Source organism: Stenotrophomonas sp. GD03654 (genome assembly GCF_029845105.1).
Lineage (GTDB): Bacteria > Pseudomonadota > Gammaproteobacteria > Xanthomonadales > Xanthomonadaceae > Stenotrophomonas > Stenotrophomonas africana.
In genome coordinates, this window is sequence record NZ_JAOCLC010000003.1 from 17,668 (window position 1) to 38,774 (window position 21,107).

A 21,107-nucleotide genomic window follows, 5' to 3' on the forward strand; every position below is an offset into this window, starting at 1 on the left:
CGCTCAATCAGCGATGTTGCGCGCCTCGGCCGTGCCAAGGATTTCCGGATGCTGCACCGGCCTGCGGCGATTGAGCAGCGGATGCAGGAACACTGCGCCGACGATGATCGCCACGCCCAGGTAGAACCATGGGGTGACCTCGTGCTGCTCGCGCAGCAGCACCACCGCCAGCACCACCGCGTAGACCGGTTCCAGGTTGGTCACCAGCTGCACCGTGTAGGCGCTCAGGTGGCGCAGCGCAACCAGGGCCAGGGCGAACGGCAACAGCGTGCAGAACCCGGCCAGCACCAGCAGCAGGATGCCGTCGTGCAGGTCCGGGACCACCCACAATGGGCTGGCCAGCGCAGGCAGCAGGTAGGGCATCAGCGGTGCCAGCAGGGTCAGGGTGAGGGTGCCGGCACCGAGCTCCAGCGCAGTGACCGTAAGGGGATCGGCGTGGCTGACCATGCGCTTGTTGAGCGAGCCGAACACCGCCACCAGTAGCGCCGATATCGCGCCGATCAGTACACCCAGGCGCATGCCATCGGGCACGCCACCGACTACCAGTGCAACACCGGGCAGCACCGCCAGGCCGAACGCCAGTTCACGCAGCTGGAACGGCCGCTTGGCCACCCACGGCTCGATGATTGACGTGAACACCGGCGCCAGCGCGATGCAGGTGGCGGCCACCGAGGCGTTGGCCAGCTTCACCGCGCCGTAGAACGTCAGCCAGTGCAGGGCGACCAGCGCGCCGATGCCGGCGTAGCCTGCCACCAGGCGCAAGGGCAGCGTGCGCAACCCGCGCCAGACCCGCGGCAGCAGGGCCAGCATCGCCGTCACCAGCAGCATGCGCCACCACACCAGCGGCAGCGCGGGCAGGGTGATCAGCTTGCCGAGGATGGCGGTGACGCCCCACAGCAGGACACAGAAGTGGATCTGCCACAGCGCTTTGCGGGTGTCGGGTGTGCTCATCCGCCTATTGTGAAGCAAGCCGATGACCGTAGCGCTATCCGCGTGGGGAATTACCCGGGGGCGTCCGCCCGCCGCTGCAGGGCCATCGCCGCCGCGGGATTGCGTGCCTTGCCCGCGCCGATGCACAGCAGGTACACCTCGCGCGGCTCTGACGGTGCCGGTCCGGCCAGGCAGGGCAGATCGTCCACCGGTTCGCCGCGCGCCCAACGCTGCGCGCGTTCGGCCCAGCGCTGCTGCACGGGCGCCGGCAGGCCCTCGTTCAAGCGGGCCTGGCTGCGCTTGATCCGCGCATAGACGAGGCCGGCACTGACATCGCCATGCAATGGCGCCTCGTCACTGTCTTCGATCACCAGCGCCACGCCGTGGCGGCGCGCGGCGTCGACCAGTGCCGGGCCATGTGCCTCCGCGTTGCGGACCTCCAGCGCATGCTGCAGCGGCACTCCTTGCAGCTGCTTCGGCAGCTGCGCCATCAGGGCGCCCAATGCATCGGCGTCGGCCGGGTGGCGTGGATCGAACTGCCACAGCAACGGGCCAAGCCGGTCACCGAGCGCAATCGCCGCCTGCAGGAAGGGCGCGGCTGCCTCTACGGTGCTGGACAGGTCGCGGCGCTGCACCAGGTAGCGTGGCGCCTTCATCGAAAACCGAAAGCCTTCCGGCGTCTGTGCGGCCCACTGCGCGCACTGCGCCGCGGTGGGCGTGCGGTAGAAGGTGCCGTTGATTTCGATGCAACGCAGGGCACGGCTGGCATGGGCCAGTTCTTCACGCTGCGGCAGGCCCACGGGGTAGAAAACGCCGCCACGCCATTCGGGAAACACCCAGCCACCGATGCCGCAGCGGATCGCGGCCTGTCGGGAGGCCGTGGTCACTGGCCGTGGTCCGCGCGCCACGGGTCGTAGCTGCCGAACCACCACAGATAGCCTTCCGGGTCGGCGCAGGCGTAGCCGCGCCCGCCATAGTCCTGGTCGGCGATGTCGATGACGATGCGGGCACCGGCGGCCTTCGCCCGCGCATAGTGGGCATCGGTATCGGTGACGATCACACAGGCGCTCTGGGTCTGGCGGCCGTCGACCTCATCGGGCATCGCCGCGTGTTCGCTCCATGCGCTCTGATTGCTGGCCGAGCCGAGCATGATCATGCCGCTGCCGAAGGTCAGCTGCGCGTGGAATACCGTATCGCCGTCGGCATACACGGCCTGGGCATGGAAGCCGAAGGCGCGTTGCAGCCAGTCGATGGCGGCCTGCGCGTCGCGATAGCGCAGGCACGGAATGATGGTGGAGCCGTTGCCCGGTTGGCCGTTCCCGCCCATGACACCCCTCCTATGGCACAGGGCAGGGTGCGCCGCAGACCGTTACCATCCCGCGAAACCCCGGTGACGGCCTGCACATGGCCGCCACCCCTGTTCGGAGATCGTGCTGGATGAAACCCTGGATTGGAGGAGCCGTGCTGCTGGCGTGCACGACCATGGCGAGCGCTGCCACCCCGGCGCAGCTGCAGGAGCTGGATGCGACTGTCGAGCGCGTGCGCGCGCAGTTCGACGTGCCCGGCATTGCCGTGGCGGTAGTCAAGGATGGCGAGGTGGTGCTGGAGCGTGGCTGGGGCGTGCGTGAGCAGGGCAAACCGGAGCCGGTGCAGGCCGATACGCTGTTTGCCATCGCTTCCAACACCAAGGCCTTCACCGCCACTTCGCTGAACCTGCTGGCCGAGGATGGCAAGCTGAAGATGGACGACAAGGTGATCGACCACCTGCCGTCGTTCCGCATGTCCGACCCGTTCGTGACCGGCCAGATGACGATCCGCGACCTGCTGTCGCATCGCAGCGGGCTGAGCCTGGGCGCCGGTGACCTGCTGTTCTGGCCGACCACCTCCTACAGCAACGCCGAAGTGGTGGAGCGGCTGGGCAAGGTGCCGCTGAAGGGCGGTTTCCGCGAGAGCTATGCGTACGACAACATCCTGTACGCAGTCGCCCAGCAGGTGATCGAGCATGTCTCCGGCATGAGCTACCAGCAGTTCCTGCAGACCCGCATCTTCGACAAGGTGGGCATGGCCGGCACACGCTACAACGCCGATCATCTGAAGCCGGGCGACAAGGCTGCGGTCGGCCACGCCAAGTACGATTTCAAGGACCTGCGCACCGTTGCACCGCTGACGTGGTCGAACAATGCCGGCGCCGGTGGCATCTATTCCAGTGCGCACGACATGGCGCGCTGGATGCAGGTGCAGCTGGCCGAGGGCAAGCTGGCCGATGGCACCGCGCTGTTCAGCGAGAAGAGCCAGCAGCAGATGTGGCGGATGATCACGCCGCAGTCGATCCCGGCGCCAAGCGTGCCGGAGCTGGCGCCGGCGCGGGCCAACTTTGCCGGCTACGGCGAAGGCTGGAGCCTGAGCGATTTCCGCGGGCAGAAGCTGGTCTGGCACACCGGTGGCTGGCCGGGCATGGTTTCGCGGCTGACCCTGGTGCCGGGCGAGAAGCTGGGCGTGGTGGTACTGACCAACCAGGAAGTGGGCGCGGCGTTCAACGCGATCACCCTGAGCGTGCTGGATGCCTATCTGGGCGGCGAAAAGCACGACTGGGTGGACGCCTATGCCAAGGCCGTGGCCAAGGGCCAGGACAAGGCCGACGAGGCCTGGGCCAAGCACCAGAGCGCGCGCGACAAGGGCAGCAAGCCGTCGCTGGCACTGGCCGGCTACACCGGTACCTTCCGTGACCGCTGGTATGGCGACATGCAGATCAGTGCCGAGGGCAAGGGCCTGCGCCTGCGCTTCATGAAGACCGCGCAGCTGAGCGGCCGGCTGGAGCATTGGCAGCACGACACCTTCATCGTGCGCTGGGACGACCGTTCGCTCAACGCCGACGCGTTCGTGAACTTCAGCCTGGACCCGGACGGCAAGGTACGCGAGGTGCGCATGCAGTCGATCTCCGACCTGACCGATTTCAGCTTCGATTTCCAGGACCTGTTGTTCACCCCGACTGAACGGTAGATGCCGACCTTGGTCGGCATGCGGCACGGCGCCCACCAAGGTGGGCGACTACCAGGGGCGGAGCGGTGATCATCGGCTGGCGTACACATCCGGCGTGGGATACTTCGCCGCTTGCAAGAGGCGAGGGAGTGCAATGTTCCGTTGGTTTGAATCCCTGATTCCGGTGTTCCCGCCCGTGGACGGGCGCATGCCGCCGCGCAAGGTGCTGCCCTTCTACCTGCACTACCTGCGCCCGGTGTGGCCGGTGCTGCTGGCCACGCTCATCGCCGGCCTGCTGCTGGCGCTGGTGGAAGTGGCGATGTTCGATTACCTGGGCCGCATCGTCGACATGGTCGCCGAGCAGCCCGGTGCGGATTTCTTCAAGCGCCACGCCAATGAACTGGGCTGGATGCTGTTCATCACGGTCGTCGCGCGGCCGATCCTGGTCGGCCTGCACAACCTGCTGGTCAACCAGGCCATCGTGCCCGGCCTGAGCAACCGCTCGCGCTGGTTGATGCACAACTACGTGGTGCGGCAGAGCCTGAGCTTCTTCCAGAACGACTTCGCCGGCAGTGTCGCCAACCGGGTGATGCAGACCGGTACTTCGCTGCGCGAATCGGCGGTGCAGATGGTCGATTCGCTCTGGTACATCGTGGTCTACACCGGCACCGCGCTGTATCTGTTCGCGCAGGCCGACTGGCGGCTGATGGTGCCGCTGATCCTGTGGCTGCTGGCCTACGCGGTGATCCTGGCCTACTTCGTGCCGCGCGCGAAGGAACGGGCCTGGATTGCGTCCGAAGCGCGTTCCAAGGCGATGGGCCGCATCGTCGATGGCTACACCAACATTCCCACGTTGAAGCTGTTCGCCCATGGTGGCCGCGAGCAGGCGTACGTGGCCGAGTCGATCCAGGAACTGGCGGTCAAGCACCGCGCGCAGACCCGCATCACCACCGGCATGGACCTGACCATCGCCATCGTCAACGGCTTCCTGATCGTCGGCACCTGCGGGCTGGCACTGTGGCTGTGGAATGGCGGCCACATCACCGTCGGTGCGATAACGCTGGCCACCGGCCTGGTGATCCGCATTCACAACATGTCCGGCTGGATCATGTGGACCATCAATGGCATCTTCGAGGACATCGGCACGGTGCAGGACGGCATCACCACCATCGCCCAGCCGCTGACCGTGCAGGACCGCGAGGATGCGGTGCCGTTGCAGGTGACCCGTGGCGGCGTGCACTTCCAGGACATCCACTTCCACTACGGCAAGAAGGGCGGTGTGATCGCCGGCCTCGACCTGGTGGTGAAGCCGGGCGAGAAGATCGGCCTGGTCGGTCCCTCCGGTGCCGGCAAGTCGACCCTGGTCAACGTGCTGCTGCGCCTGTACGACCTGGAAAGCGGCCGCATCCTGATCGACGACCAGGACATTGCGTACGTCACCCAGGAAAGCCTGCGCCAGCAGATCGGCGTGGTCACCCAGGACACCTCGCTGCTGCATCGCTCGATCCGCGACAACCTGCTGTACGGCCGTCCTGACGCAACCGATGAGCAGCTGCGCGCAGCCGTTGCCAAGGCGCGTGCCGAAGCCTTCATCGATTCGCTGGTGGACGGGCAGGGGCGTCGTGGCTACGACGCGCACGTGGGCGAGCGCGGCGTGAAGCTGTCCGGTGGCCAGCGCCAGCGCATCGCCATTGCCCGCGTGCTGCTGAAGGATGCGCCGATCCTGGTACTGGATGAAGCGACCTCGGCGCTGGACTCGGAGGTGGAAGCGGCGATCCAGGACAGCCTGGATCAGCTGATGGGCGGCAAGACGGTGATCGCGATCGCGCACCGGCTGTCGACCATCGCACGCATGGACCGGCTGGTGGTGATGGATCAGGGCCGCATTGTCGAGACCGGCACCCATGCCGAGCTGATTGCGGCCGGTGGCCTGTACGCGCGGTTGTGGGCGCGGCAGACCGGGGGTTTCGTGGCTGCCGATCAATGATTGCTCTGCTGCTGGCCCTCAGTCTGGCGACCACGGCCGCAGCCACCGCACCGGCACCCGCGGAAGGCGACCAGCTCGAGCAGGTGGTCCTGCTCAGCCGCCATAACCTGCGTGCGCCGGTGGTGGCGTCGGGTGCCTTGGCCAACGCCACTCCGGAACGCTGGCCAGGCTGGGAAGTGGCGGCAGGCGAGCTGACCACCAAGGGCGGCGTGCTGGAGGTCTACATGGGCCGCTACATGGGCCAGTGGCTGCGTCAGGCGCAGCTGTTGCCGGGCTCGGATTGCCCACAGCCGTCTGACTTCCACGCCCATGCCAACAGCTTGCAGCGTACCCAGGCCACCGCACAGTTCTTCGTTGCCGGTGCCTTCCCGGGCTGCCATGTTGCGGTCGAGCAACGCATGCCACTGGGTACGATGGACCCGCTGTTCAATCCGGTGATCCACCGCGATGACGCGGCGTTCCGCGCACGTGCGGTGTCGGCGATGCAGCAGGCGTTGTCCACATCCGATCTGGCACCGGCACTGTCCGTGGTGGAGGAGATCACCCGCTATCCGCAGTCGGCGGCCTGTGCGGGGCGCAGGGATTGCCATCTGATGCCGGCCGACACGACCTTCAGTGCGGAGTCGGGCAGGGAGCCACGCGCTTCCGGCTCACTGGCCCTGGCCAGCGGGCTGGTCGATGCCTTGTTGATGGAGCACTACCAGGGCAGTGGCATCCCGCGCGAAGGTTGGGGTCGGCTGACCACCGAGGCGCAATGGCAGGCGCTTGCGCAGATCCGCAACCGCTACCAGGACATCCTGTTCGGAACGCCCGAGGTGGCGCGGGATGTGGCCGGACCGCTGCTGGAACGATTGGGCGCGCTGTTCGAAGACCCGGCAACGCCGAGGGTGACCCTGCTGGTCGGCCATGACTCCAACATCGGGTCCGTGCTCGCCGCGCTGGGAATCAGCGACTACACCCTGCCAGGGCAGTACGAGAAGACGCCGATCGGCGGCCTGCTGCAGTTCGAGCGTTGGCGTGATCGCCGAAGCGGTGGCGGGCGTTTCCGCCTGGCCTACGTCTACCCGACCACTGCGCAGTTGCGCGATGCGCTGCCGTTGACGGAAGCGCATCCGCCGGGCCGTGTCGTGCTGCCATTGCCAGGCTGCGATCCAGTGGGTTGCAGCAGCGTGCAGTTCCAGCAGCTGCTGCAGCGCGCCCATCGCTGAAAACAAGGGTCTATCGCAGCGGTGTGCGTACGATGCCATGGGTGGCCATCAACGTAAGGTCGCCACCCAGCCGTGGGGAATGGAACGGTCCGCGTGCATGCGCGGCATCAAACAGCCCGCCATCGGGTGAGCGCAGCCGGTAGAACTCGACCCAGCCGCTGGCATGCAGTGGCAGCTGTGCCACACCGGTGTGTTGGTTGAACCACACCGGGTCGTTGCTGCCCCCGATGACCCTGCGGGCAAGCCGGTCAATGGCATGGCCCTTGCTGGCATACCAGTCCTGGCCGCGCAGTCGTGCCAGCTCGGCCATCATCACCAGCGGCGCCAATGCGTAGTCGTGGTAGTGCAGGGCACGTTGTCCTCGGGCCATCTCCAGCGGCAGGCTGCCATCGTCCTGGATGTCATCGATGCCTTTCTGGAATGCCGCGTGGCCGGCCTGCCACAGCGCATCGTCGTCGGTGGCCAGGCCGGTGGCCAGTACGCCCAGGCCGCCCCAGTAGTAGTGGTTGTTGCGGCGCCGTTTCGGGCTGTCCCAGTACGCCAGGTTGGCCCGTGCCAGCTTCTGCAGCCATGGGTCGATGCGTGCTCGCTGCCGGGCATCGGCCTGGTCGTGCACTTTCAGGTAGGCCATGGCCACTGCATCGAGCATCCATTGCCGCATGTAGAACGACTGGTCGTTGTTGACCCGGATCATCTGCCCGAGCATGGCGCCATCGTCGGCCCATGCACCCAGCCACGCCAGCGTGCATTTCGCCGCCGCCGGGTCGCCGTTGCGCAGGTAGTCATCGCTCATGCGCGCCACGTCGGCGGCATAGCGGTCCAGTGGCGCGGTGGCATCCTTGTTCTGCTGCTGCAGTGCCGGGTCGATGACCGAGCCCACCTTGTCGGTGTAGTAGCCAAGAGCGCGGATGTCCGGCTGGCCGGGCGGCGGCGGGGGGCAGGCGGCGAAGGCAGGAGCGGCCGCCAAGGCAGCGGAGAGGAGACCAAGGCGTAGCACCGGGGAGGGCATGGGAACCTGCAGGGACGGGGAGGCGATGCGAACGATGCGCCCGGAGTCGTTTGCCAGCTGTGAGGCCGCACAGGCCCGGTTTGCAAGTATTCAGGGCCGGAGCGGCGCCTGAAGCTCAAGAGTTGGCTAGTCTGTCGTCATCAATTCAGCGGGATGGAGTGGCGATGAGAATCACGGATTTTCTCGTGATGGACGGCGAGGGTGACGAGATCCCTGCTGATCCGCATGGTAACCATGTGGCTTTCAACTGTTTCGAGTGCGGATACCCGGTAGTGGCTGGCTCATTGGAAAACGAGCGTGGCAGTGATGAGGATTGTCCTGCCGCCTGTCGTGGCTGTGGTGCCGAGTACTTCGTAGATCTGCGGCTGAGCTTAAAGAAAATGTACATCCATCTGCTCTGACCCGGCAGCAGCCCAAGCAGGGGCGAACAAAAAAAGCGGCCCGGGTTTCCCCGGGCCGCTCCGCTTCATCTCACACCGTCCCGATCACTCGATCGGCTGGTCCAGCATCAGCTGCCGTGCGAAGCGCACCGGCGGCGCGCCGTAGGACAGCATCTGGTCGTGGTAGGCCTTCAGGTTGAACTTGTCGCCCAGCTTGTCCTGCATCGCCTTGCGGGTATCGAAGTGCTCCTGCGCACCGACGAAGTAGGTCGGCAGCTGCGCCGAGGTCAGCTGCGCGCGCACCCACTTGCCCGAGGCTTCGCTTTCCTGCTGGAACGCGTCGTGGGTCATCAGGTGCATCGCCTTCTCGCGATCCCAGTTGTCCACGTGCACGCCCTGGTCGAGGATCGCGTTGGAGATCGTGCGCAGGTAGAACTTCAGCTGCACCAGGTGGAACAGCGGGTCGTTGTTGAGGTAGCCCTGCTCCTGCATCATGCGCTCGGTATAGACCGCCCAGCCTTCGGCGAACAGGCCCGAACGCAGTACCGCACGCAGGGTGGAGGGGAACTTGGCCGAGTGCCAGCCTTCCAGGTAGTGGCCCGGGGTGCCTTCGTGGATGCTCAGCAGGTGGATCATGCGCGAGTTGTACTCACGCAGGAACGAGTCGACCTGCTTGTCGTTCCAGTCGTCCGGAATCGGCGACACGGCGTAGAAGGTCTTCAAGTTCTTGTCCAGAGGGCCCGGCGAATCGCAGTAGGCCACGGCCACGCCGCGCTGGAATTCCGGCATCAGGATGATGTCCACCGGTGCGTCGGGCAGGGTCATCAGGTCGTGCTCGCGCACGAACGCGGTGGACTGCTCCAGCGCGGCCTTGGCATCGTCGACCACCTTGTCGCGTGCCGGCTTGTCGGCGTAGGCCAGTTCCAGTGCGGCCTCGATCGCCTTCTGCTGCTGCTCGTCGGTCGGCTGGGCCGGCATCTCCGGCGCGCCCGGCTTGTCCTTCAGCACGGTCTGCGCGATGCCGTACATGTCTTCGCGCACGCGCTTGAGTTCGGCGCGTGCACGCTCACCGATTTCCTGGCGCGACAGCGAGGAACTCAGTGCGAACTTCAGCTTCTGGTCGTACTTTTCCGCACCGATGCGGAAGTCGCCCTTGGCATTCGGCACCAGGGTCTTGTCCAGCCAGGTCTGCTGCTCGTCCACGGCCTTCTTCAGGCCGTCGATGGCGGCCTGCAGGCGCTGCTGGTCAGCCTGCGGCAGTTCGCCGATGTGCGGGGTGATGAAGGTATCGACGATGCTGAGGATGCCCTTGTTCTGCTTGGCCACGGTCTCGGCATGGATCTTCGGCACGCGCGCCGGATCCAGGTTCTCGCGGGCCTGGGCGAAGATCGCCGGCAGCTTTTCCATGCGCGCGGTGGCCGACTTCAGGCGCTCCGGCAGCGGCGCGAACTCGCGGGCCATCAGGCCGTAGATCGCGCTGCCGGCGATGCCGTTGTACAGCTGCGGGTCCCACTTGCCGGACTGCAGCACTTCGGCATTCCAGATTTCCGACTGCAGCTGGTTGCGCAGGATCGCCGCGTCCACCTGGTTCTCGCGGCCCAGCTTGGCCACGTCGATCTTGTCCAGCTCTCCCAGCAGCGCCTTGTAGGCGGCCAGGGTCTTCTGCTGGCCGGCGGCACTCAGGTCGTCCAGCTCGCTGTCGTAGCGGTGGTCACCGATCTGGGTGGCGCTGACCGGCGACAGCTGCATCCAGGTGTCCAGGGCGCGCTTGGACAGATCGGCGAAGGCGGCATCGACCGCCGCGTCACCGGCCTGCTGGCTGGCGGCCGGAGTGGAAGCGTTGGTCGGGGCGTCGGCCGGCTGGCAACCGGCCAGGGCGGCGACCAGGGCGAGGGCAAGAAGATGCGGGCGCATCGGCGTTCCTGTACAGGGTCAAACCCCGAGCATAGGGCCCCGGGGCTGCTTTGTCCCCGTGCCATAGGATTACCATGGGCGCAGACAAGGACCCTCCAGCGGAGCGCAGGACATGCAATACCAGGGAAGCTGCCATTGCGGCAGGATCGCATTCACCGTACAGGCCGAGGCGCCGATCAGCGACGTCATCGACTGCAACTGCTCAATGTGCCGCCGCCGGGGCGGCCTGCTGTGGTTCGCCCCGCGCGCGGCGTTCCAGCTGAGCACCGACCCGGCGGACGTGGCGACCTATCACTTCAACAAGGCGCACATCAATCATCACCATTGCCGCGAGTGCGGCATTGCCCCCTACAGCGAGGCGGTGGATCCGCGCAGCGGTACGCCGATGGTGGCGGTGAACGTGCGCTGCGTGCCTGCAGTGAATCTGGCCACGCTGGCAGTGACCTCCTACGACGGAGCCGCACTGTGAGGCCGGTGCGTACGTGGGCGCGCGTGGCAGCGATGCCGGTATTGCTGCTGGCGCTGGCAGCCTGTGCAAAAAATGGTGAGCGCGCGGCCGATGCGGGCGCCACTGCCGCCGAAGCTGCTGTTGCTTCACCGGAAGGCGCATTCCTCGCCTACGAACACGACGTGCAGGTGCAGCTGGAAGCGGGAGAGATCGCACCGCGCATCCAGCAGGTGGCACAGGCCTGCCAGAGCGCGAAGTTCGGTGACTGTGCGGTGCTGCAGGTCGACCAGCGCAGTGGCGAGCAGCCCAGTGGCGAGGTCAAGGTGCGGATTGCACCGAAGGGCACCGAGCCGTTGATCGCGTTGGCCGGTGAAGGGGGCAAGCTGCAGTCACGCAATACGCGCGCCGAGGACCTCGCTCAGGCGGTGGCCGATACGGCACTGACCAAGGCACGGCTGGAGAAGGAGCACGCGCGGCTGCTGTCCTACCAGGATCGCAAGGACCTGAAGATCGAGGACCTGATGGCGATCACCACGCGCCTGTCCGAGATCGAAGCCGGCGTCGAACAGGCCAACAAGGATTCAGCGCAGCAACGTCGACGCATCGATACCCAGCTGGTGACGATCCATTTCGACACCACCTCGGGCCAACGCAGCCGCAGCGAAATCGGTGAGGCGCTGAGCGAGTCGGGCAGCATCCTCAGCACCAGCGTGGCGTTCCTGATCCGCGCGGTTGCCGCGCTGCTGCCGGTGGCGGTGCTGGCCTTGTTCGCGGCCTGGGGTGTGCGGGCGTGGTGGCGTCGCCGCCGTCGCAAGCTACCGCCCAACCTCTGAGGTGAAGGCTGATGCCGGTAGCCTGCCGGCATCAGCCCTCGTCAGTCTCGTACTCGACGAACACGTCCAACTCCAGCGCGAGTTCCTGCACCGCGTCGCGCACCTTCTGCGCGGTGCTTTCATTGCCCACTTCCACTTCCAGCTCATGGATGCCCGGGCCGATGTCATCGGACAGCCCAGCCGAGCTGGAATCGTCGTCGTCCATGTGCGGCATCAGGTCGTCGGTTTCCTCGACATGCTCGATGCCCTCCAGGCCGAGCAGCAGGTCGCTGATGGCACGGGCGTCGTCTTCAGTTCCGGTGATGCGCAGTCGCAGCATGGCCATGGCGTAGGTACGTTGTGGAGTTGCCTTCAGCCTAGCCAGCGCCGGGCAAAGAACGGGTGAGGGTGCAGTCAGGCGCGTGTGGCCGGGCGCCCGAGCAGGCTGTCCGGCAATGCGGGAATCGGTGTGCGTTCGTCCTGCGCCTGCTCCAGCAGCCAGTCGATGAACAGGCGTGCGGCGGGGCTGGGCGGTTGTCCTTCGGCATGCACCACGTGATACGCATAGCGCGCCTTCAGCGCCGGGCCGGGCAGGCGCACCACTTCGTAGCGTTGCATATAGGGCTGGGCGATGTGGGTGCGCGCCAGCACCGCGCCCATGCCATACACCGCTGCACGCATCGCATCGGTGCTGTCGGCGAAGGTGTGCATCGGTGGCAGCGGCGACGGCGGGCGCACGCCCGCGTGGCGGAACCAGTCGCGCCAGCCCTGCGGTGACAGATCGGTCAGCAGCGGCAGGTCGGCGATGCGCGCCGGATCGACCAGCGTTTCGACCCCGGCCAGTGCCGGCGAGGCGACCGGGAACAGGTAGTCATCCATCAGGTGCTGCGCACGCAGGCCGGGCCATTGGCCCAGGCCATAGCGGATTCCCACTTCCGGGCCGTTGTCGTCATAGCGATCCAGCCCGCTGCCGGTATGCAGCTCGATGCGGATGTGCGGGTAGGCCTGGGTGAAGCGCGGCAGCCGTGGCAGCAGCCAGCAGTATGAGAGCGAGCGTAGCGTAGTGACCCGCAACGGCACGCTGTCGGCATCAGGCTGCAGGTGATGGGCGACGGCCGCGACATCGGTGAAGGCAGCGCTGGCGGCATCGGCCAGCTGCCGGCCCTCGGCGGTCAGGCGCACGCCACGGGCGTGGCGCAGGAACAGGCGAACTTCCAGCACTTCTTCCAGACGGCGCACATGGTGGCTGACCGCGCTGGCGGTCAGGTGCAGCTCCTGCGCGGCCTGGGCGAAATTCTGGTGGCGCGCCGCGACCGCGAACACGGCCAGTGCGGGTAGCAGGGAAGGGCGTAGCAGCATGTCGAGCCTCAAACCATATTTGTGGCTGGCAGCGATACTACGCGCTTGTGCGGCGGGCGTCTGCGCCTGATCCTATCCGTCTTGGCGAGGAATTGACGATGTACGGAGGCAAGGCATGAATGCGGTCCCACAGGCGGCCGAGCGCGACTGGCGCACACCGCTGGAATTGACCCTGCTGGGCGCCATCTGGGGCTGCTCGTTCCTGTTCATGCGGGTGGCGGTGCCGTCGTTCGGCCCGTTCGCGCTGGTCGAGGTGCGACTGGTGCTGGGCGCGCTGGTGTTGCTGCCGTTTCTGTGGCGCGCCCGCGCGCAGTTCCCGCCGCGGCGCTGGCTGTGGCTGGCACCGATCGGCCTGATCAACTCGGCGTTGCCGTTCGTGCTGTTTGCTTATGCCGCCGAACAGGCGCCGGCCGCGATCGGTGCGATCTGCAATGCGATGACCGTGCTGTTCGCCGCGCTGATCGCCTTCCTGTTCTTCGGTGAAAAGATCGGCATGCGCCGCGCTGGCGCGTTGCTGGTCGGCTTCGCCGGCGTAGTGGTACTGGCCACGGCCAAGGTCTCCGGCCTGAGCATCGGCACCGCGGTGCTGGCTGGTGCGGCGGCTTCGCTGCTGTACGGCCTGGGGGTGAACCTGGTGAAGCGGCACATGACCGGCCTGCCCTCGGCGGCTGCGGCTGCGGCAACGCTGTCGTGCGCCTCGCTGTGGATGCTGCCGATGGCGGTGAGTCACTGGCCGCAGGCGGCGATTCCGGGCAAGGCGTGGGGCGCGGCGATTGCCCTGGGCGTGGCCTGCACTGGGTTGGCGTTCCTGATGTTCTACCGCCTGATCGGCCGCATCGGCCCGTCACGTGCGTCGACGGTGACGTACCTGATTCCGCTGTTCGGCGCGGCGTTCGCGTGGTTGTTCCTGGGCGAGCCGGTGACGCTGCAGATGCTGATTGCCGGTGCGTTGATTCTGGGTAGCGTGGCGGTGAGTCAGAAGGGCTGAGGCGTTGGCGTTTTGCGCGTGGCGCGTGCTGAAGGTGCTTCATTGTTCATGGGCGTCACTTTTCTTTTCGCGCGAAAAGAAAAGTAACCAAAAGAAACGCGCCGCCAGGTCGCGAGCCGCCGTGCTTCGCACGTCGGTCCCCTGCGCTTCTCGGTGAATCAGGGGACGGTGCCGAACTCGCTGCGCTCAGACATCGGCACCTCTTCGCCCCTGATTCCCCTGCGATGCTCGGCTCGCTCAAGGCGGACCCAAGGTCAAGAGTCACAGCTGCACGACGATGCTTGGTAGTGCCGGGCCGGGCCCGGCGAGCGAAGCGAGCGCTTCTGCCTTTGATCTTGGATCTGCCTTGAGCGAGCCGAGCACCGCAGGTCCGGCGAGGGCGAAGAGGCGCCACGCACTTTTGTAGAGCCGAGCCATGCTCGGCTGCTCTCCGCGCCGTCCCTCGACGGGCCGAGGAGCGCAGGGTACCGGCGCGCAGCGCCGGCTCGCGACCGGCGGAACGTTTCTTTTGGTTACTTTTCTTTGCGTACAAAGAAAAGTAACGCCCATGAACAGTGACGTACCTTCAGCACGCGCAACGCGCAGCAAGCCAGGCTCCTACCGCACCGGCACCGGAATATTGCAGAGATCGATATGCCCCGCCGGGCGCTTGTAGAAATCATCCACGCGATTGCGTCGCGCCTCTACCGTATCGGCGAAGGTCTTCGAATCGGTGCGCAGTACCTGGATCGGTGTGCGCTCGGCCACCGGCACATCGCTGGCACGGCGGATCGACACGATCGGCGTGCGCAGCTTCGGGTCGGTGTAGAAGCCCATCGGCGCCGGGCCGCGCGGCGTCGCGCTGAGCAGTTCCATGCCCTTCAGCACGCGGCCGACCAGGGTGATGTTGCGGTCCAGCTGGCGCGGTGACTGGCCGGTCACCACATAGAGTTCGGCGCCGATGCTGCTGTCTTCCTCGTTGCTGCGGCCGGCGCCGAGCATGCCGTAACAGTGTGCCAGCCAGGCCTTGCCGGCCTGCGGGTCCTGGCCGACCGGGAAGCCGTCGACGAAGCCGGTCTGCGCGGCCCAGCCATCGCGGTCCGGCAGCACGCTGACCTTCAGGCCGGCGCTGGCGCGTTCGAACTCGGCCGGCAGCTTGCGCGCGGCGCTGCCGAACGGCTTGGCCTTGGCCGCGTCATCGGCGTCGGCATCGCCGAACTGCACCACGAAGTTGTCCTGCGAGCGGTAGATGCTGGTGCCGTCCCAGAAGTGCTCGTGGGCGAAGGTCTGGATGTTGGCGACATGGCGCGGGGCGAACTGCGGCGCCAGCTCGATGATCACCCGCCCAGCCGGCAGGTCCATGTACAGCAGGTTGGCCGGGTCCGGGGTGCGCCAGTCGCTGGCGGCCGAAGCGTCCAGGATCTGCTGCGGGCTGCGGTAAGGCGAGGCCGCGCTGGCCATGGCGGGCAACAGGCAGGCCAGGGCGAGGGCGGTCAGGCCAAGGCGACGACGGTGCGGCATGGGAACCCCGGAACATGAACGAGGCTTCGATTCTGCGCGAGCGGCCTGGTCTCGCCAACCGGCACGATGACTAACGACACATTCGCTATACCGAACTTCGCACTACTGTGGACTTCAACGTAGTGGAGGGCCGGTCATGTCCGAGGACGATGTCCACCTGAAGAAGTTCCAGAAGGAGCTCAGCGCCGGAACGGTGTCGCTGGCCCTGCTGGCGGTGCTGGCCCGGGCCGGGGAGCCGCTGTACGGCTATCTCATTGCCAAGGAGCTGGAGCGGGTGGGCGAGGGCGTGCTGAGCGGCAAGCAGAGCGCGCTGTACCCGGTGCTGCGCAACCTGGAGGGCGCTGGGCTGCTGGAAAGCCATGTGGAGCCGTCCAGCAGCGGACCGCCGCGGCGCTACTACCGCATCAATGAACGTGGCCGCGAGGTGCTGGCGCAGTGGCGCCAGGCCTGGCAGGCCACCCGCGATTCCGTCGATTCCGTGTTGGAGGGGGTACCGCAATGAACGACCCGAGCCTGGCAGGCCGAGCCCTGCCCACGACCATCCCGCAGTACCTGGCGCAGCTGCGCGCGGCGCTGGAAGGTGCCGACCCGGCGATGGTGCAGGACGCGCTGTACGACGCCGAGGAGTACCTGCGTTCGGAGCTGGCGGCGCAGCCCGGCCGCAGCGAGGCCGAGGTGATCGCCGACGTTGCCGGCAGCTATGGCGCGCCGGACGAAGTGGCCGAGATCTACCGCGAGACCGAAGTGACGGTGAACCGCGCGCTGCGTACGCCGCGTGCGGATACCGCACCGGTGCTGCGTGCGGCGGCCGAAGCCAGTGGCTTCGAGCCAGCTGCACCGCTGCCGGTGCCGGTGCAGCGCTCGCTGCTGGCGCGCTTCTTCGGCGTGGTGACCGATCCGCACACCTATGGCGCGCTGTTCTACATGCTGCTGTCGCTGGCCACCGGCATCTTCTTCTTCACCTGGGTGGTCACCGGCCTGTCGCTGTCACTGGGCCTGCTGATCCTGATCGTCGGCATTCCGTTGACCGTGCTGTTCTTCGGCTCGGTGCGCGGGCTGGCGCTGCTGGAAGGACGGCTGGTGGAAGCGCTGCTGGATGAACGCATGCCGCGCCGCCCGCGTTACACCGACCGCAGCCGCACGTGGCTGCAGCGCATCGGCGACATGTTCACCGATGGCCGCACCTGGCTGACCCTGCTGTACTTCGTGCTGATGCTGCCGCTGGGCGTCATCTACTTCACCCTCGCGGTGACGTTGCTGTCGCTGTCGCTGAGCCTGATCTGGGCACCGGTTGCGGCCATCTTCAGTGGCGACATCCCCGGCATCTACATCAACGACGTGAATGTGCTGCCGATGGCGGCCTCGCCGCTGGTGGCGATCGTGGTTGCTGCTGTCGGCGCGTTGTTGCTGCTGCTGACGATGCATCTGGCACGCGGCATCGGCAAGCTGCATGGGCTGATCGCCAAGAACCTGCTGGTGCGGTTGTAAGCGGAAATCCACGCTTTGGTGGGCTTCGCTTTGGCAGGTGCCAACCTTGGTTAGCACCATCCATCAGATACCGGGATTCATGGTAGAGCGCCAACCAAGGTCGGCACCCACCAGAGGCGAGTTACCCCGCCTTTCGGCGCAACGGGGTGACGTTGCTCTTCTTCTTCGCGGCCTTCGCCGCCGGTGCTTCGGCATGCGCGGCGAAGAAGTCGCGCACCTTCGGGTACACCACTTCGCGCCAGCGACGGCCGCTGAAGATGCCGTAGTGGCCCGCGCCTTCGACGATGAAATGCTCGCGGCGGTCAGCGTCGATGCCGGTGCACAGCGCCTGCGCGGCTTCGGTCTGGCCGAGGCCGGCGATATCGTCCAGCTCGCCTTCGATGCTGAGCAGCGCGGTATCGCGGATCGCCGACGGATCGACCTTCTCGCCGTTGACCACCCACTCGCCACGCGGCAGCAGGAAGTCCTGGAACACCACGGAAATCGTATCCAGGTAGTACTTGGCCGGCATGTCCAGCACCGCGTTGTACTCGTCGTAGAAACGACGGTGCGCGTCGGCGTCTTCCAGGTCGCCCTTGACCAGGTCGGTGTAGAAATCCCAGTGCGAGCTGAAGTGGCGGCTGGGGTTCATCGACAGGAAGCCGGCGTGCTGCAGGAAGCCCGGATACACGCGACGGCCGGCGCCGGGATAGCTGGCCGGCACAGTGTGGATGACGTTGTTCTCGAACCACGACAGCGGGTTCTGCGTGGCCAGGTTGTTCACTGCGGTCGGGCTGCAGCGCGCATCGATCGGGCCACCCATCATCACCAGCGTGCGCGGCGTCGGCTCGCCACGGCTGGCCATCAGCGAAACCGCAGCCAGTACCGGTACGGTCGGCTGGCACACGCTTACCACGTGCAGGCGCTCCACGCCGAGGTGGCGGATGAATTCCTGGATGTAGGCGATGTAGTCGTCCAGGCCGAATTCGCCTTCGCTGGCCGGCACCATGCGCGCATCCACCCAGTCGGTGACGTACACGCGGTGGTCGCGCAGCAGCGTGCGCACGGTATCGCGCAGCAGCGTGGCGTGGTGGCCGGACAGCGGCGCCACCACCAGCACGAACGGCTGGTTGAGCATGGTGTGCAGCTGGTCGGCTTCATTGCTGTGGCGCTTGAAGCGCAGCAGCTTGCAGAACGGCTTGCTTACTTCCTCGTGCACGACGATCGGCACGCGTTCGCCATCGACGTCGATTTCGTTGATGCCCCACTCGGGCTTCTCGTAATCCTTGCCGATGCGGTGGAAGAGTTCATTGACCGCCGCCAGGCGATCAGCGCCGGGCATCTGCGACCACCAGTGGCCCTGGTTGGCGAAGAACCTGGCGTTGGCCTGGGCCTGGTGCACCCAGGGGGCGAGCAGGTTGCGGGTCAGTTCGTGCAGTTGATAGAGCATGACGACCGAATATGTATGGTCATATGTTGCCGCGCAGCATATCCCATCCGGGTGTCCCGCAGGTTAAGTTCGCTGAAAATAATGAATCCGGATTCACATCCGTTCCAGAGCCGCCGTATCGCCTGCCAGAGCGGGGCCGAGCCAGCAGTGTGACCCTACCGGCTGCAGGCCCTGCCGGGCCAGCGTGCGGCGGTACCAGCGCGCTGGGCGGGCCTGGAAGCCGTCGTGGTCGCCCTCGAACGCATCCTCGGCGGCGAAGGTCTCCAGGAAGGCCACGCCGCCGGTCAGCTCGGCCACGCCGGCCAGTCCTGCACGCAGCTCGCGGTCGGGCACGTAGTGCATCACGTCCGAGCAGATCAGCAGGTCGACCGGGGCACAGGGCCGCAGCCAGGCGAAATCGCCGAAGCGGGCCATGTGCAGGTTGCGGGTCCTGCCGTAGCGGCGCACAGCGTACTCGCTGCTGTCGAAGCCGAGGTATTCGACCTTCGGACGCAGCTTCAGCAGGGGCGCGCGCCAGGCGCCTTCACCGCAGCCGATGTCCAGCACACTGCGGATCGGCCGCTCCAGGTAGTACTCGGCACTGGCCACGGCCAAGGCGACCTTGCGCGCCAGGCGGGCGCTGCCGCCGATGTCGGCACGGCGGTACCAGCGTTGGAAGTAGGCGGCGTCGTAGGTCTTGTCCATGGGCGGTGCGCGATCGGGAAAACGGCGCCTATCGTACGGTGTTGCGACGCGCCATGCGTCGATGTGTCGCGGCGTGCGTGCCTGCAGCGGCTTCGCCACGGCATGCGAGAATGGCCGCCAACCTACGCCAGCCGCCGGAGCGAGCGCATGCAGAGCTACTACTGGGTCAAGACCTTCCACATCGTGTTCGTGGTGGCGTGGATGGCCACGGTGTTCTATCTGCCGCGTATCCTGGTGAACCTGGCCGAGACTGCAGGCCAGCCGGCGGTGACCGAGCGCCTGCAGCTGATGGGCCTGCGCCTGTACCGCTTCGGCCACTCGATGTTCGGGCTGGCATTCCTGCTCGGTCTGGTGCTGTGGCTGGGCTACAAGGTCATCCCCGATTTCCCGACCATGGTCGCGCCCGGCGGCGCCGGCTGGCTGCACGCCAAGCTGGGGCTGGTGGTGCTGCTGTTGGTGTACTTCGGCTGGATCGGCCGCCTGCTCAAGGGCGTGGCCAAGGGCAGGGCGCTGCCGTCGTCGCGCGCGCTGCGCTGGATCAACGAGATCCCGCTGCTGGCCTTCATTCCGATCGTGTGGCTGGTGCTGGCCAAGCCTTTCTGAGATCCCGCGCGTTCGAACATGTCACTTTCTTGCTCGTGCAAGAAAGTAACCAAAGAACACGCCGCCGAACGCGAGCAGGTGCTGCGCACCGGTTACCTGCGCGTCTCGGTGAATCAGGGGACGGCGCGCAGAAGTCAGCCGACTAACAGTCGGCTCTACAGAAGCAGTGGCGCCTCTTCGCCCCTGATTCCCCTGCGATGCTCGGCTCGCTCATGGCGGACCCGAACGTCAACGGCCGCAGCTGCACCCAGCAGGTTCACACCATGCGGATAAGCTGTGCGAGGTACAGACAGAAAAAGCCGGGCATCTGCCCGGCTCTTTTCTTGTCCGACTCAGGTAGTGATCAGGCCGCTTCGTACGTGCCGTAGCTGCGCAGGCGCGCGTAGCGCTGTTCCAGCAGCTGTTCGGTGGACAGCTTGTCCAGCGCGTCCAGTTCGTTCAGCAGCACCGCTTTCAGGCGCTTGGCCATCTGCGTCGGGTTGCGGTGGGCGCCGCCGGTCGGCTCGCGCACGACCTTGTCGACCAGGCCCAGGCTCTTCAGGCGCGGGGCGGTCAGGCCCAGCTGTTCGGCGGCGTCCTTGGCCTTGCCGGCGTCCTTCCACAGGATCGAGGCGCAGCCTTCCGGGGTGATGGTCGAATACACCGAGTATTCCAGCATCACGGTGCGGTCGCCCACGCCCAGCGCCAACGCGCCGCCGGAGCCGCCCTCACCGATCACGGTGCAGATGATCGGCACCTTCAGCTCGGCCATCTCGATCAGGTTGCGCGCGATCGCTTCGGACTGGCCGCGCGATTCGGCGTCGATGCCCGGCCAGGCGCCGGCGGTGTCGATCAGGGTCAGCACCGGCAGGCCGAAGCGCTCGGCCATCTTCATCAGGCGCAGCGCCTTGCGGTAGCCCTCCGGCTTGGGCATGCCGAAGTTGCGCTTGATCTTTTCCTTGGTGTCGCGGCCCTTCTGGTGGCCGATCACCATCACTGCACGGCCGTTGATGCGGGCCAGGCCACCCATGATCGCCTTGTCGTCGGCGAAGGCACGGTCGCCGGCCAGCTCCTGGAACTCATCGAACATGACGCGGAGGTAGTCGGCGGTGTACGGACGCGACGGGTGACGGGCCAGCTGCAGCACCTGCCACGAGGTCAGGTTGCGGAAGATCTGCGCGGTGCGCATGCGCAGCTTGTCCTGCAGCGCGTGCACTTCCGCCTCGACATTGACCGCCGGCCCGGCACTGGCGTTGCGCAGTTCCTGGATCTTGGCTTCCAGGTCGGCGATGGGTTGCTCGAAGTCGAGGTAGTTCGGATTCATAGGAAGCCGTCGTGTAAAGAAGAGGGGAATTCTAGCCGAATGCGTGCAAACCACCCGTACGCCTTCGTCTGGAAGGCGACGGTAGC

The 21,107-nt window shown here is 66.5% G+C and carries 21 protein-coding genes; 10 read left to right on the top strand and 11 right to left on the bottom strand.

What is annotated here, in order from left to right:
• Window positions 1-3 precede the first annotated feature (3 nt).
• The 3 genes from N5J73_RS01940 to N5J73_RS01950 are packed head-to-tail and all read right to left on the bottom strand — an operon-like array spanning window position 4 to window position 2,257.
• Window positions 4-951, bottom strand: a complete 948-nt coding sequence (locus N5J73_RS01940; protein ID WP_057500159.1) for a DMT family transporter — start codon at window positions 949-951, stop codon at window positions 4-6.
• Between the two features lie 50 nt (window positions 952-1,001).
• Complete coding sequence (locus N5J73_RS01945; RefSeq protein WP_049446653.1) at window positions 1,002-1,817, bottom strand: DUF72 domain-containing protein; 816 nt, start codon at window positions 1,815-1,817, stop codon at window positions 1,002-1,004.
• A complete protein-coding gene (locus N5J73_RS01950; protein WP_049446651.1) occupies window positions 1,814-2,257 on the bottom strand; it encodes a VOC family protein in 444 nt (147 codons plus the stop codon). Before N5J73_RS01950 ends, N5J73_RS01945 begins: the two co-directional genes overlap by 4 nt.
• A gap of 110 nt (window positions 2,258-2,367) precedes the next feature.
• Here N5J73_RS01950 and N5J73_RS01955 point away from each other — a divergent pair, with 110 nt between their 5' ends.
• The 3 genes from N5J73_RS01955 to agp all read left to right on the top strand — a co-directional run bounded on the left by N5J73_RS01955 (window position 2,368) and on the right by agp (window position 7,104).
• Window positions 2,368-3,930 (top strand): serine hydrolase, encoded by a 1,563-nt coding sequence (locus N5J73_RS01955; RefSeq protein WP_164078506.1) that lies wholly within the window; start codon window positions 2,368-2,370, stop codon window positions 3,928-3,930.
• A 133-nt stretch (window positions 3,931-4,063) separates the two neighbouring features.
• Entirely contained in the window at window positions 4,064-5,896 is a 1,833-nt protein-coding gene (smrA, locus tag N5J73_RS01960) for a multidrug efflux ABC transporter SmrA (protein ID WP_049446647.1), read from the top strand.
• On the top strand, window positions 5,893-7,104 hold the full coding sequence (gene agp / locus N5J73_RS01965) for a bifunctional glucose-1-phosphatase/inositol phosphatase (RefSeq protein WP_049446646.1): 1,212 nt from the start codon (window positions 5,893-5,895) through the stop codon (window positions 7,102-7,104). The genes smrA and agp overlap by 4 nt, the downstream gene beginning before the upstream one ends.
• Before the next feature lie 10 nt (window positions 7,105-7,114).
• Here agp and N5J73_RS01970 read toward each other — a convergent pair whose 3' ends face one another.
• Window positions 7,115-8,113: a polysaccharide lyase gene (locus tag N5J73_RS01970; RefSeq protein ID WP_049446644.1), complete on the bottom strand. Its 999-nt coding sequence runs from the start codon at window positions 8,111-8,113 to the stop codon at window positions 7,115-7,117.
• Window positions 8,114-8,277: 164 nt separating this feature from the next.
• On the opposite strand from N5J73_RS01970, the gene N5J73_RS01975 reads away from it, so the two are divergent.
• Window positions 8,278-8,514: a hypothetical protein gene (locus tag N5J73_RS01975; RefSeq protein WP_049446642.1), complete on the top strand. Its 237-nt coding sequence runs from the start codon at window positions 8,278-8,280 to the stop codon at window positions 8,512-8,514.
• Window positions 8,515-8,598: 84 nt separating this feature from the next.
• Here N5J73_RS01975 and N5J73_RS01980 read toward each other — a convergent pair whose 3' ends face one another.
• Window positions 8,599-10,407: a DUF885 domain-containing protein gene (locus N5J73_RS01980; RefSeq protein WP_049446640.1), complete on the bottom strand. Its 1,809-nt coding sequence runs from the start codon at window positions 10,405-10,407 to the stop codon at window positions 8,599-8,601.
• Between the two features lie 112 nt (window positions 10,408-10,519).
• Between N5J73_RS01980 and N5J73_RS01985 the strand changes: the two genes are divergently transcribed.
• The gene (locus N5J73_RS01985) at window positions 10,520-10,876 is read left to right on the top strand and encodes a GFA family protein (RefSeq protein WP_049446638.1); all 357 of its coding nucleotides are present in this window, start codon (window positions 10,520-10,522) and stop codon (window positions 10,874-10,876) included.
• Between the two features lie 32 nt (window positions 10,877-10,908).
• A complete protein-coding gene (locus N5J73_RS01990; protein ID WP_180839121.1) occupies window positions 10,909-11,688 on the top strand; it encodes a DUF4349 domain-containing protein in 780 nt (259 codons plus the stop codon).
• 31 nt (window positions 11,689-11,719) lie between these two features.
• Here the strand turns inward: N5J73_RS01990 and N5J73_RS01995 are convergent, their stop codons facing one another.
• A complete protein-coding gene (locus tag N5J73_RS01995; protein WP_005408721.1) occupies window positions 11,720-12,013 on the bottom strand; it encodes a hypothetical protein in 294 nt (97 codons plus the stop codon).
• A gap of 68 nt (window positions 12,014-12,081) precedes the next feature.
• The gene (locus tag N5J73_RS02000) at window positions 12,082-13,026 is read right to left on the bottom strand and encodes a LysR substrate-binding domain-containing protein (RefSeq protein ID WP_049446637.1); all 945 of its coding nucleotides are present in this window, start codon (window positions 13,024-13,026) and stop codon (window positions 12,082-12,084) included.
• Window positions 13,027-13,141: 115 nt separating this feature from the next.
• On the opposite strand from N5J73_RS02000, the gene N5J73_RS02005 reads away from it, so the two are divergent.
• Window positions 13,142-14,014, top strand: a complete 873-nt coding sequence (locus tag N5J73_RS02005) for a DMT family transporter (RefSeq protein ID WP_049446635.1) — start codon at window positions 13,142-13,144, stop codon at window positions 14,012-14,014.
• Window positions 14,015-14,611: 597 nt separating this feature from the next.
• Here the strand turns inward: N5J73_RS02005 and N5J73_RS02010 are convergent.
• A complete protein-coding gene (locus N5J73_RS02010; RefSeq protein ID WP_049445367.1) occupies window positions 14,612-15,514 on the bottom strand; it encodes a peptidylprolyl isomerase in 903 nt (300 codons plus the stop codon).
• Window positions 15,515-15,650: 136 nt separating this feature from the next.
• On the opposite strand from N5J73_RS02010, the gene N5J73_RS02015 reads away from it, so the two are divergent.
• Window positions 15,651-16,016 (top strand): PadR family transcriptional regulator, encoded by a 366-nt coding sequence (locus N5J73_RS02015; protein ID WP_004150914.1) that lies wholly within the window; start codon window positions 15,651-15,653, stop codon window positions 16,014-16,016.
• The gene (locus N5J73_RS02020) at window positions 16,013-17,002 is read left to right on the top strand and encodes a sensor domain-containing protein (protein ID WP_164078523.1); all 990 of its coding nucleotides are present in this window, start codon (window positions 16,013-16,015) and stop codon (window positions 17,000-17,002) included. The genes N5J73_RS02015 and N5J73_RS02020 overlap by 4 nt, the downstream gene beginning before the upstream one ends.
• Window positions 17,003-17,123: 121 nt before the next feature.
• On the opposite strand, the gene phaZ is transcribed toward N5J73_RS02020, so the two are convergent.
• Together phaZ and N5J73_RS02030 are read right to left on the bottom strand one after the other, a co-directional pair.
• A complete protein-coding gene (gene phaZ / locus N5J73_RS02025; protein WP_049445361.1) occupies window positions 17,124-18,431 on the bottom strand; it encodes a polyhydroxyalkanoate depolymerase in 1,308 nt (435 codons plus the stop codon).
• 93 nt (window positions 18,432-18,524) lie between these two features.
• Window positions 18,525-19,115 carry a class I SAM-dependent methyltransferase gene (locus tag N5J73_RS02030; protein WP_049445359.1) on the bottom strand — a complete coding sequence of 197 codons (591 nt, stop codon included), beginning with the start codon at window positions 19,113-19,115 and terminating at the stop codon, window positions 18,525-18,527.
• A gap of 147 nt (window positions 19,116-19,262) precedes the next feature.
• On the opposite strand from N5J73_RS02030, the gene N5J73_RS02035 reads away from it, so the two are divergent.
• Window positions 19,263-19,718, top strand: coding sequence for a CopD family protein (locus N5J73_RS02035; protein ID WP_005408730.1), 456 nt, complete (start codon window positions 19,263-19,265; stop codon window positions 19,716-19,718).
• 343 nt (window positions 19,719-20,061) lie between these two features.
• Here N5J73_RS02035 and N5J73_RS02040 read toward each other — a convergent pair whose 3' ends face one another.
• Entirely contained in the window at window positions 20,062-21,021 is a 960-nt protein-coding gene (locus tag N5J73_RS02040) for an acetyl-CoA carboxylase carboxyltransferase subunit alpha (RefSeq protein WP_032128332.1), read from the bottom strand.
• Between the last annotated feature and the right edge of the window lie 86 nt (window positions 21,022-21,107).

Excerpts from the sequence above, each read along its gene's own strand:
- N5J73_RS02010 (WP_049445367.1), bottom strand. The coding sequence starts at position 15,514 with ATGCCGCACCGTCGTCGCCTTGGCCTGACCGCCCTCGCCCTGGCCTGC.
- N5J73_RS02035 (WP_005408730.1), top strand. The coding sequence starts at position 19,263 with ATGCAGAGCTACTACTGGGTCAAGACCTTCCACATCGTGTTCGTGGTG.
- N5J73_RS01990 (WP_180839121.1), top strand. The coding sequence starts at position 10,909 with ATGCCGGTATTGCTGCTGGCGCTGGCAGCCTGTGCAAAAAATGGTGAG.
- N5J73_RS02020 (WP_164078523.1), top strand. The coding sequence starts at position 16,013 with ATGAACGACCCGAGCCTGGCAGGCCGAGCCCTGCCCACGACCATCCCG.
- N5J73_RS01955 (WP_164078506.1), top strand. The coding sequence starts at position 2,368 with ATGAAACCCTGGATTGGAGGAGCCGTGCTGCTGGCGTGCACGACCATG.
- N5J73_RS02000 (WP_049446637.1), bottom strand. The coding sequence starts at position 13,026 with ATGCTGCTACGCCCTTCCCTGCTACCCGCACTGGCCGTGTTCGCGGTC.
- N5J73_RS02015 (WP_004150914.1), top strand. The coding sequence starts at position 15,651 with ATGTCCGAGGACGATGTCCACCTGAAGAAGTTCCAGAAGGAGCTCAGC.
- N5J73_RS01970 (WP_049446644.1), bottom strand. The coding sequence starts at position 8,113 with ATGCCCTCCCCGGTGCTACGCCTTGGTCTCCTCTCCGCTGCCTTGGCG.
- smrA (WP_049446647.1), top strand. The coding sequence starts at position 4,064 with ATGTTCCGTTGGTTTGAATCCCTGATTCCGGTGTTCCCGCCCGTGGAC.
- N5J73_RS01980 (WP_049446640.1), bottom strand. The coding sequence starts at position 10,407 with ATGCGCCCGCATCTTCTTGCCCTCGCCCTGGTCGCCGCCCTGGCCGGT.
- phaZ (WP_049445361.1), bottom strand. The coding sequence starts at position 18,431 with ATGCTCTATCAACTGCACGAACTGACCCGCAACCTGCTCGCCCCCTGG.
- N5J73_RS01950 (WP_049446651.1), bottom strand. The coding sequence starts at position 2,257 with ATGGGCGGGAACGGCCAACCGGGCAACGGCTCCACCATCATTCCGTGC.
- N5J73_RS02005 (WP_049446635.1), top strand. The coding sequence starts at position 13,142 with ATGAATGCGGTCCCACAGGCGGCCGAGCGCGACTGGCGCACACCGCTG.
- N5J73_RS02030 (WP_049445359.1), bottom strand. The coding sequence starts at position 19,115 with ATGGACAAGACCTACGACGCCGCCTACTTCCAACGCTGGTACCGCCGT.
- N5J73_RS01995 (WP_005408721.1), bottom strand. The coding sequence starts at position 12,013 with ATGGCCATGCTGCGACTGCGCATCACCGGAACTGAAGACGACGCCCGT.
- N5J73_RS02040 (WP_032128332.1), bottom strand. The coding sequence starts at position 21,021 with ATGAATCCGAACTACCTCGACTTCGAGCAACCCATCGCCGACCTGGAA.
- N5J73_RS01940 (WP_057500159.1), bottom strand. The coding sequence starts at position 951 with ATGAGCACACCCGACACCCGCAAAGCGCTGTGGCAGATCCACTTCTGT.
- N5J73_RS01975 (WP_049446642.1), top strand. The coding sequence starts at position 8,278 with ATGAGAATCACGGATTTTCTCGTGATGGACGGCGAGGGTGACGAGATC.
- N5J73_RS01985 (WP_049446638.1), top strand. The coding sequence starts at position 10,520 with ATGCAATACCAGGGAAGCTGCCATTGCGGCAGGATCGCATTCACCGTA.
- agp (WP_049446646.1), top strand. The coding sequence starts at position 5,893 with ATGATTGCTCTGCTGCTGGCCCTCAGTCTGGCGACCACGGCCGCAGCC.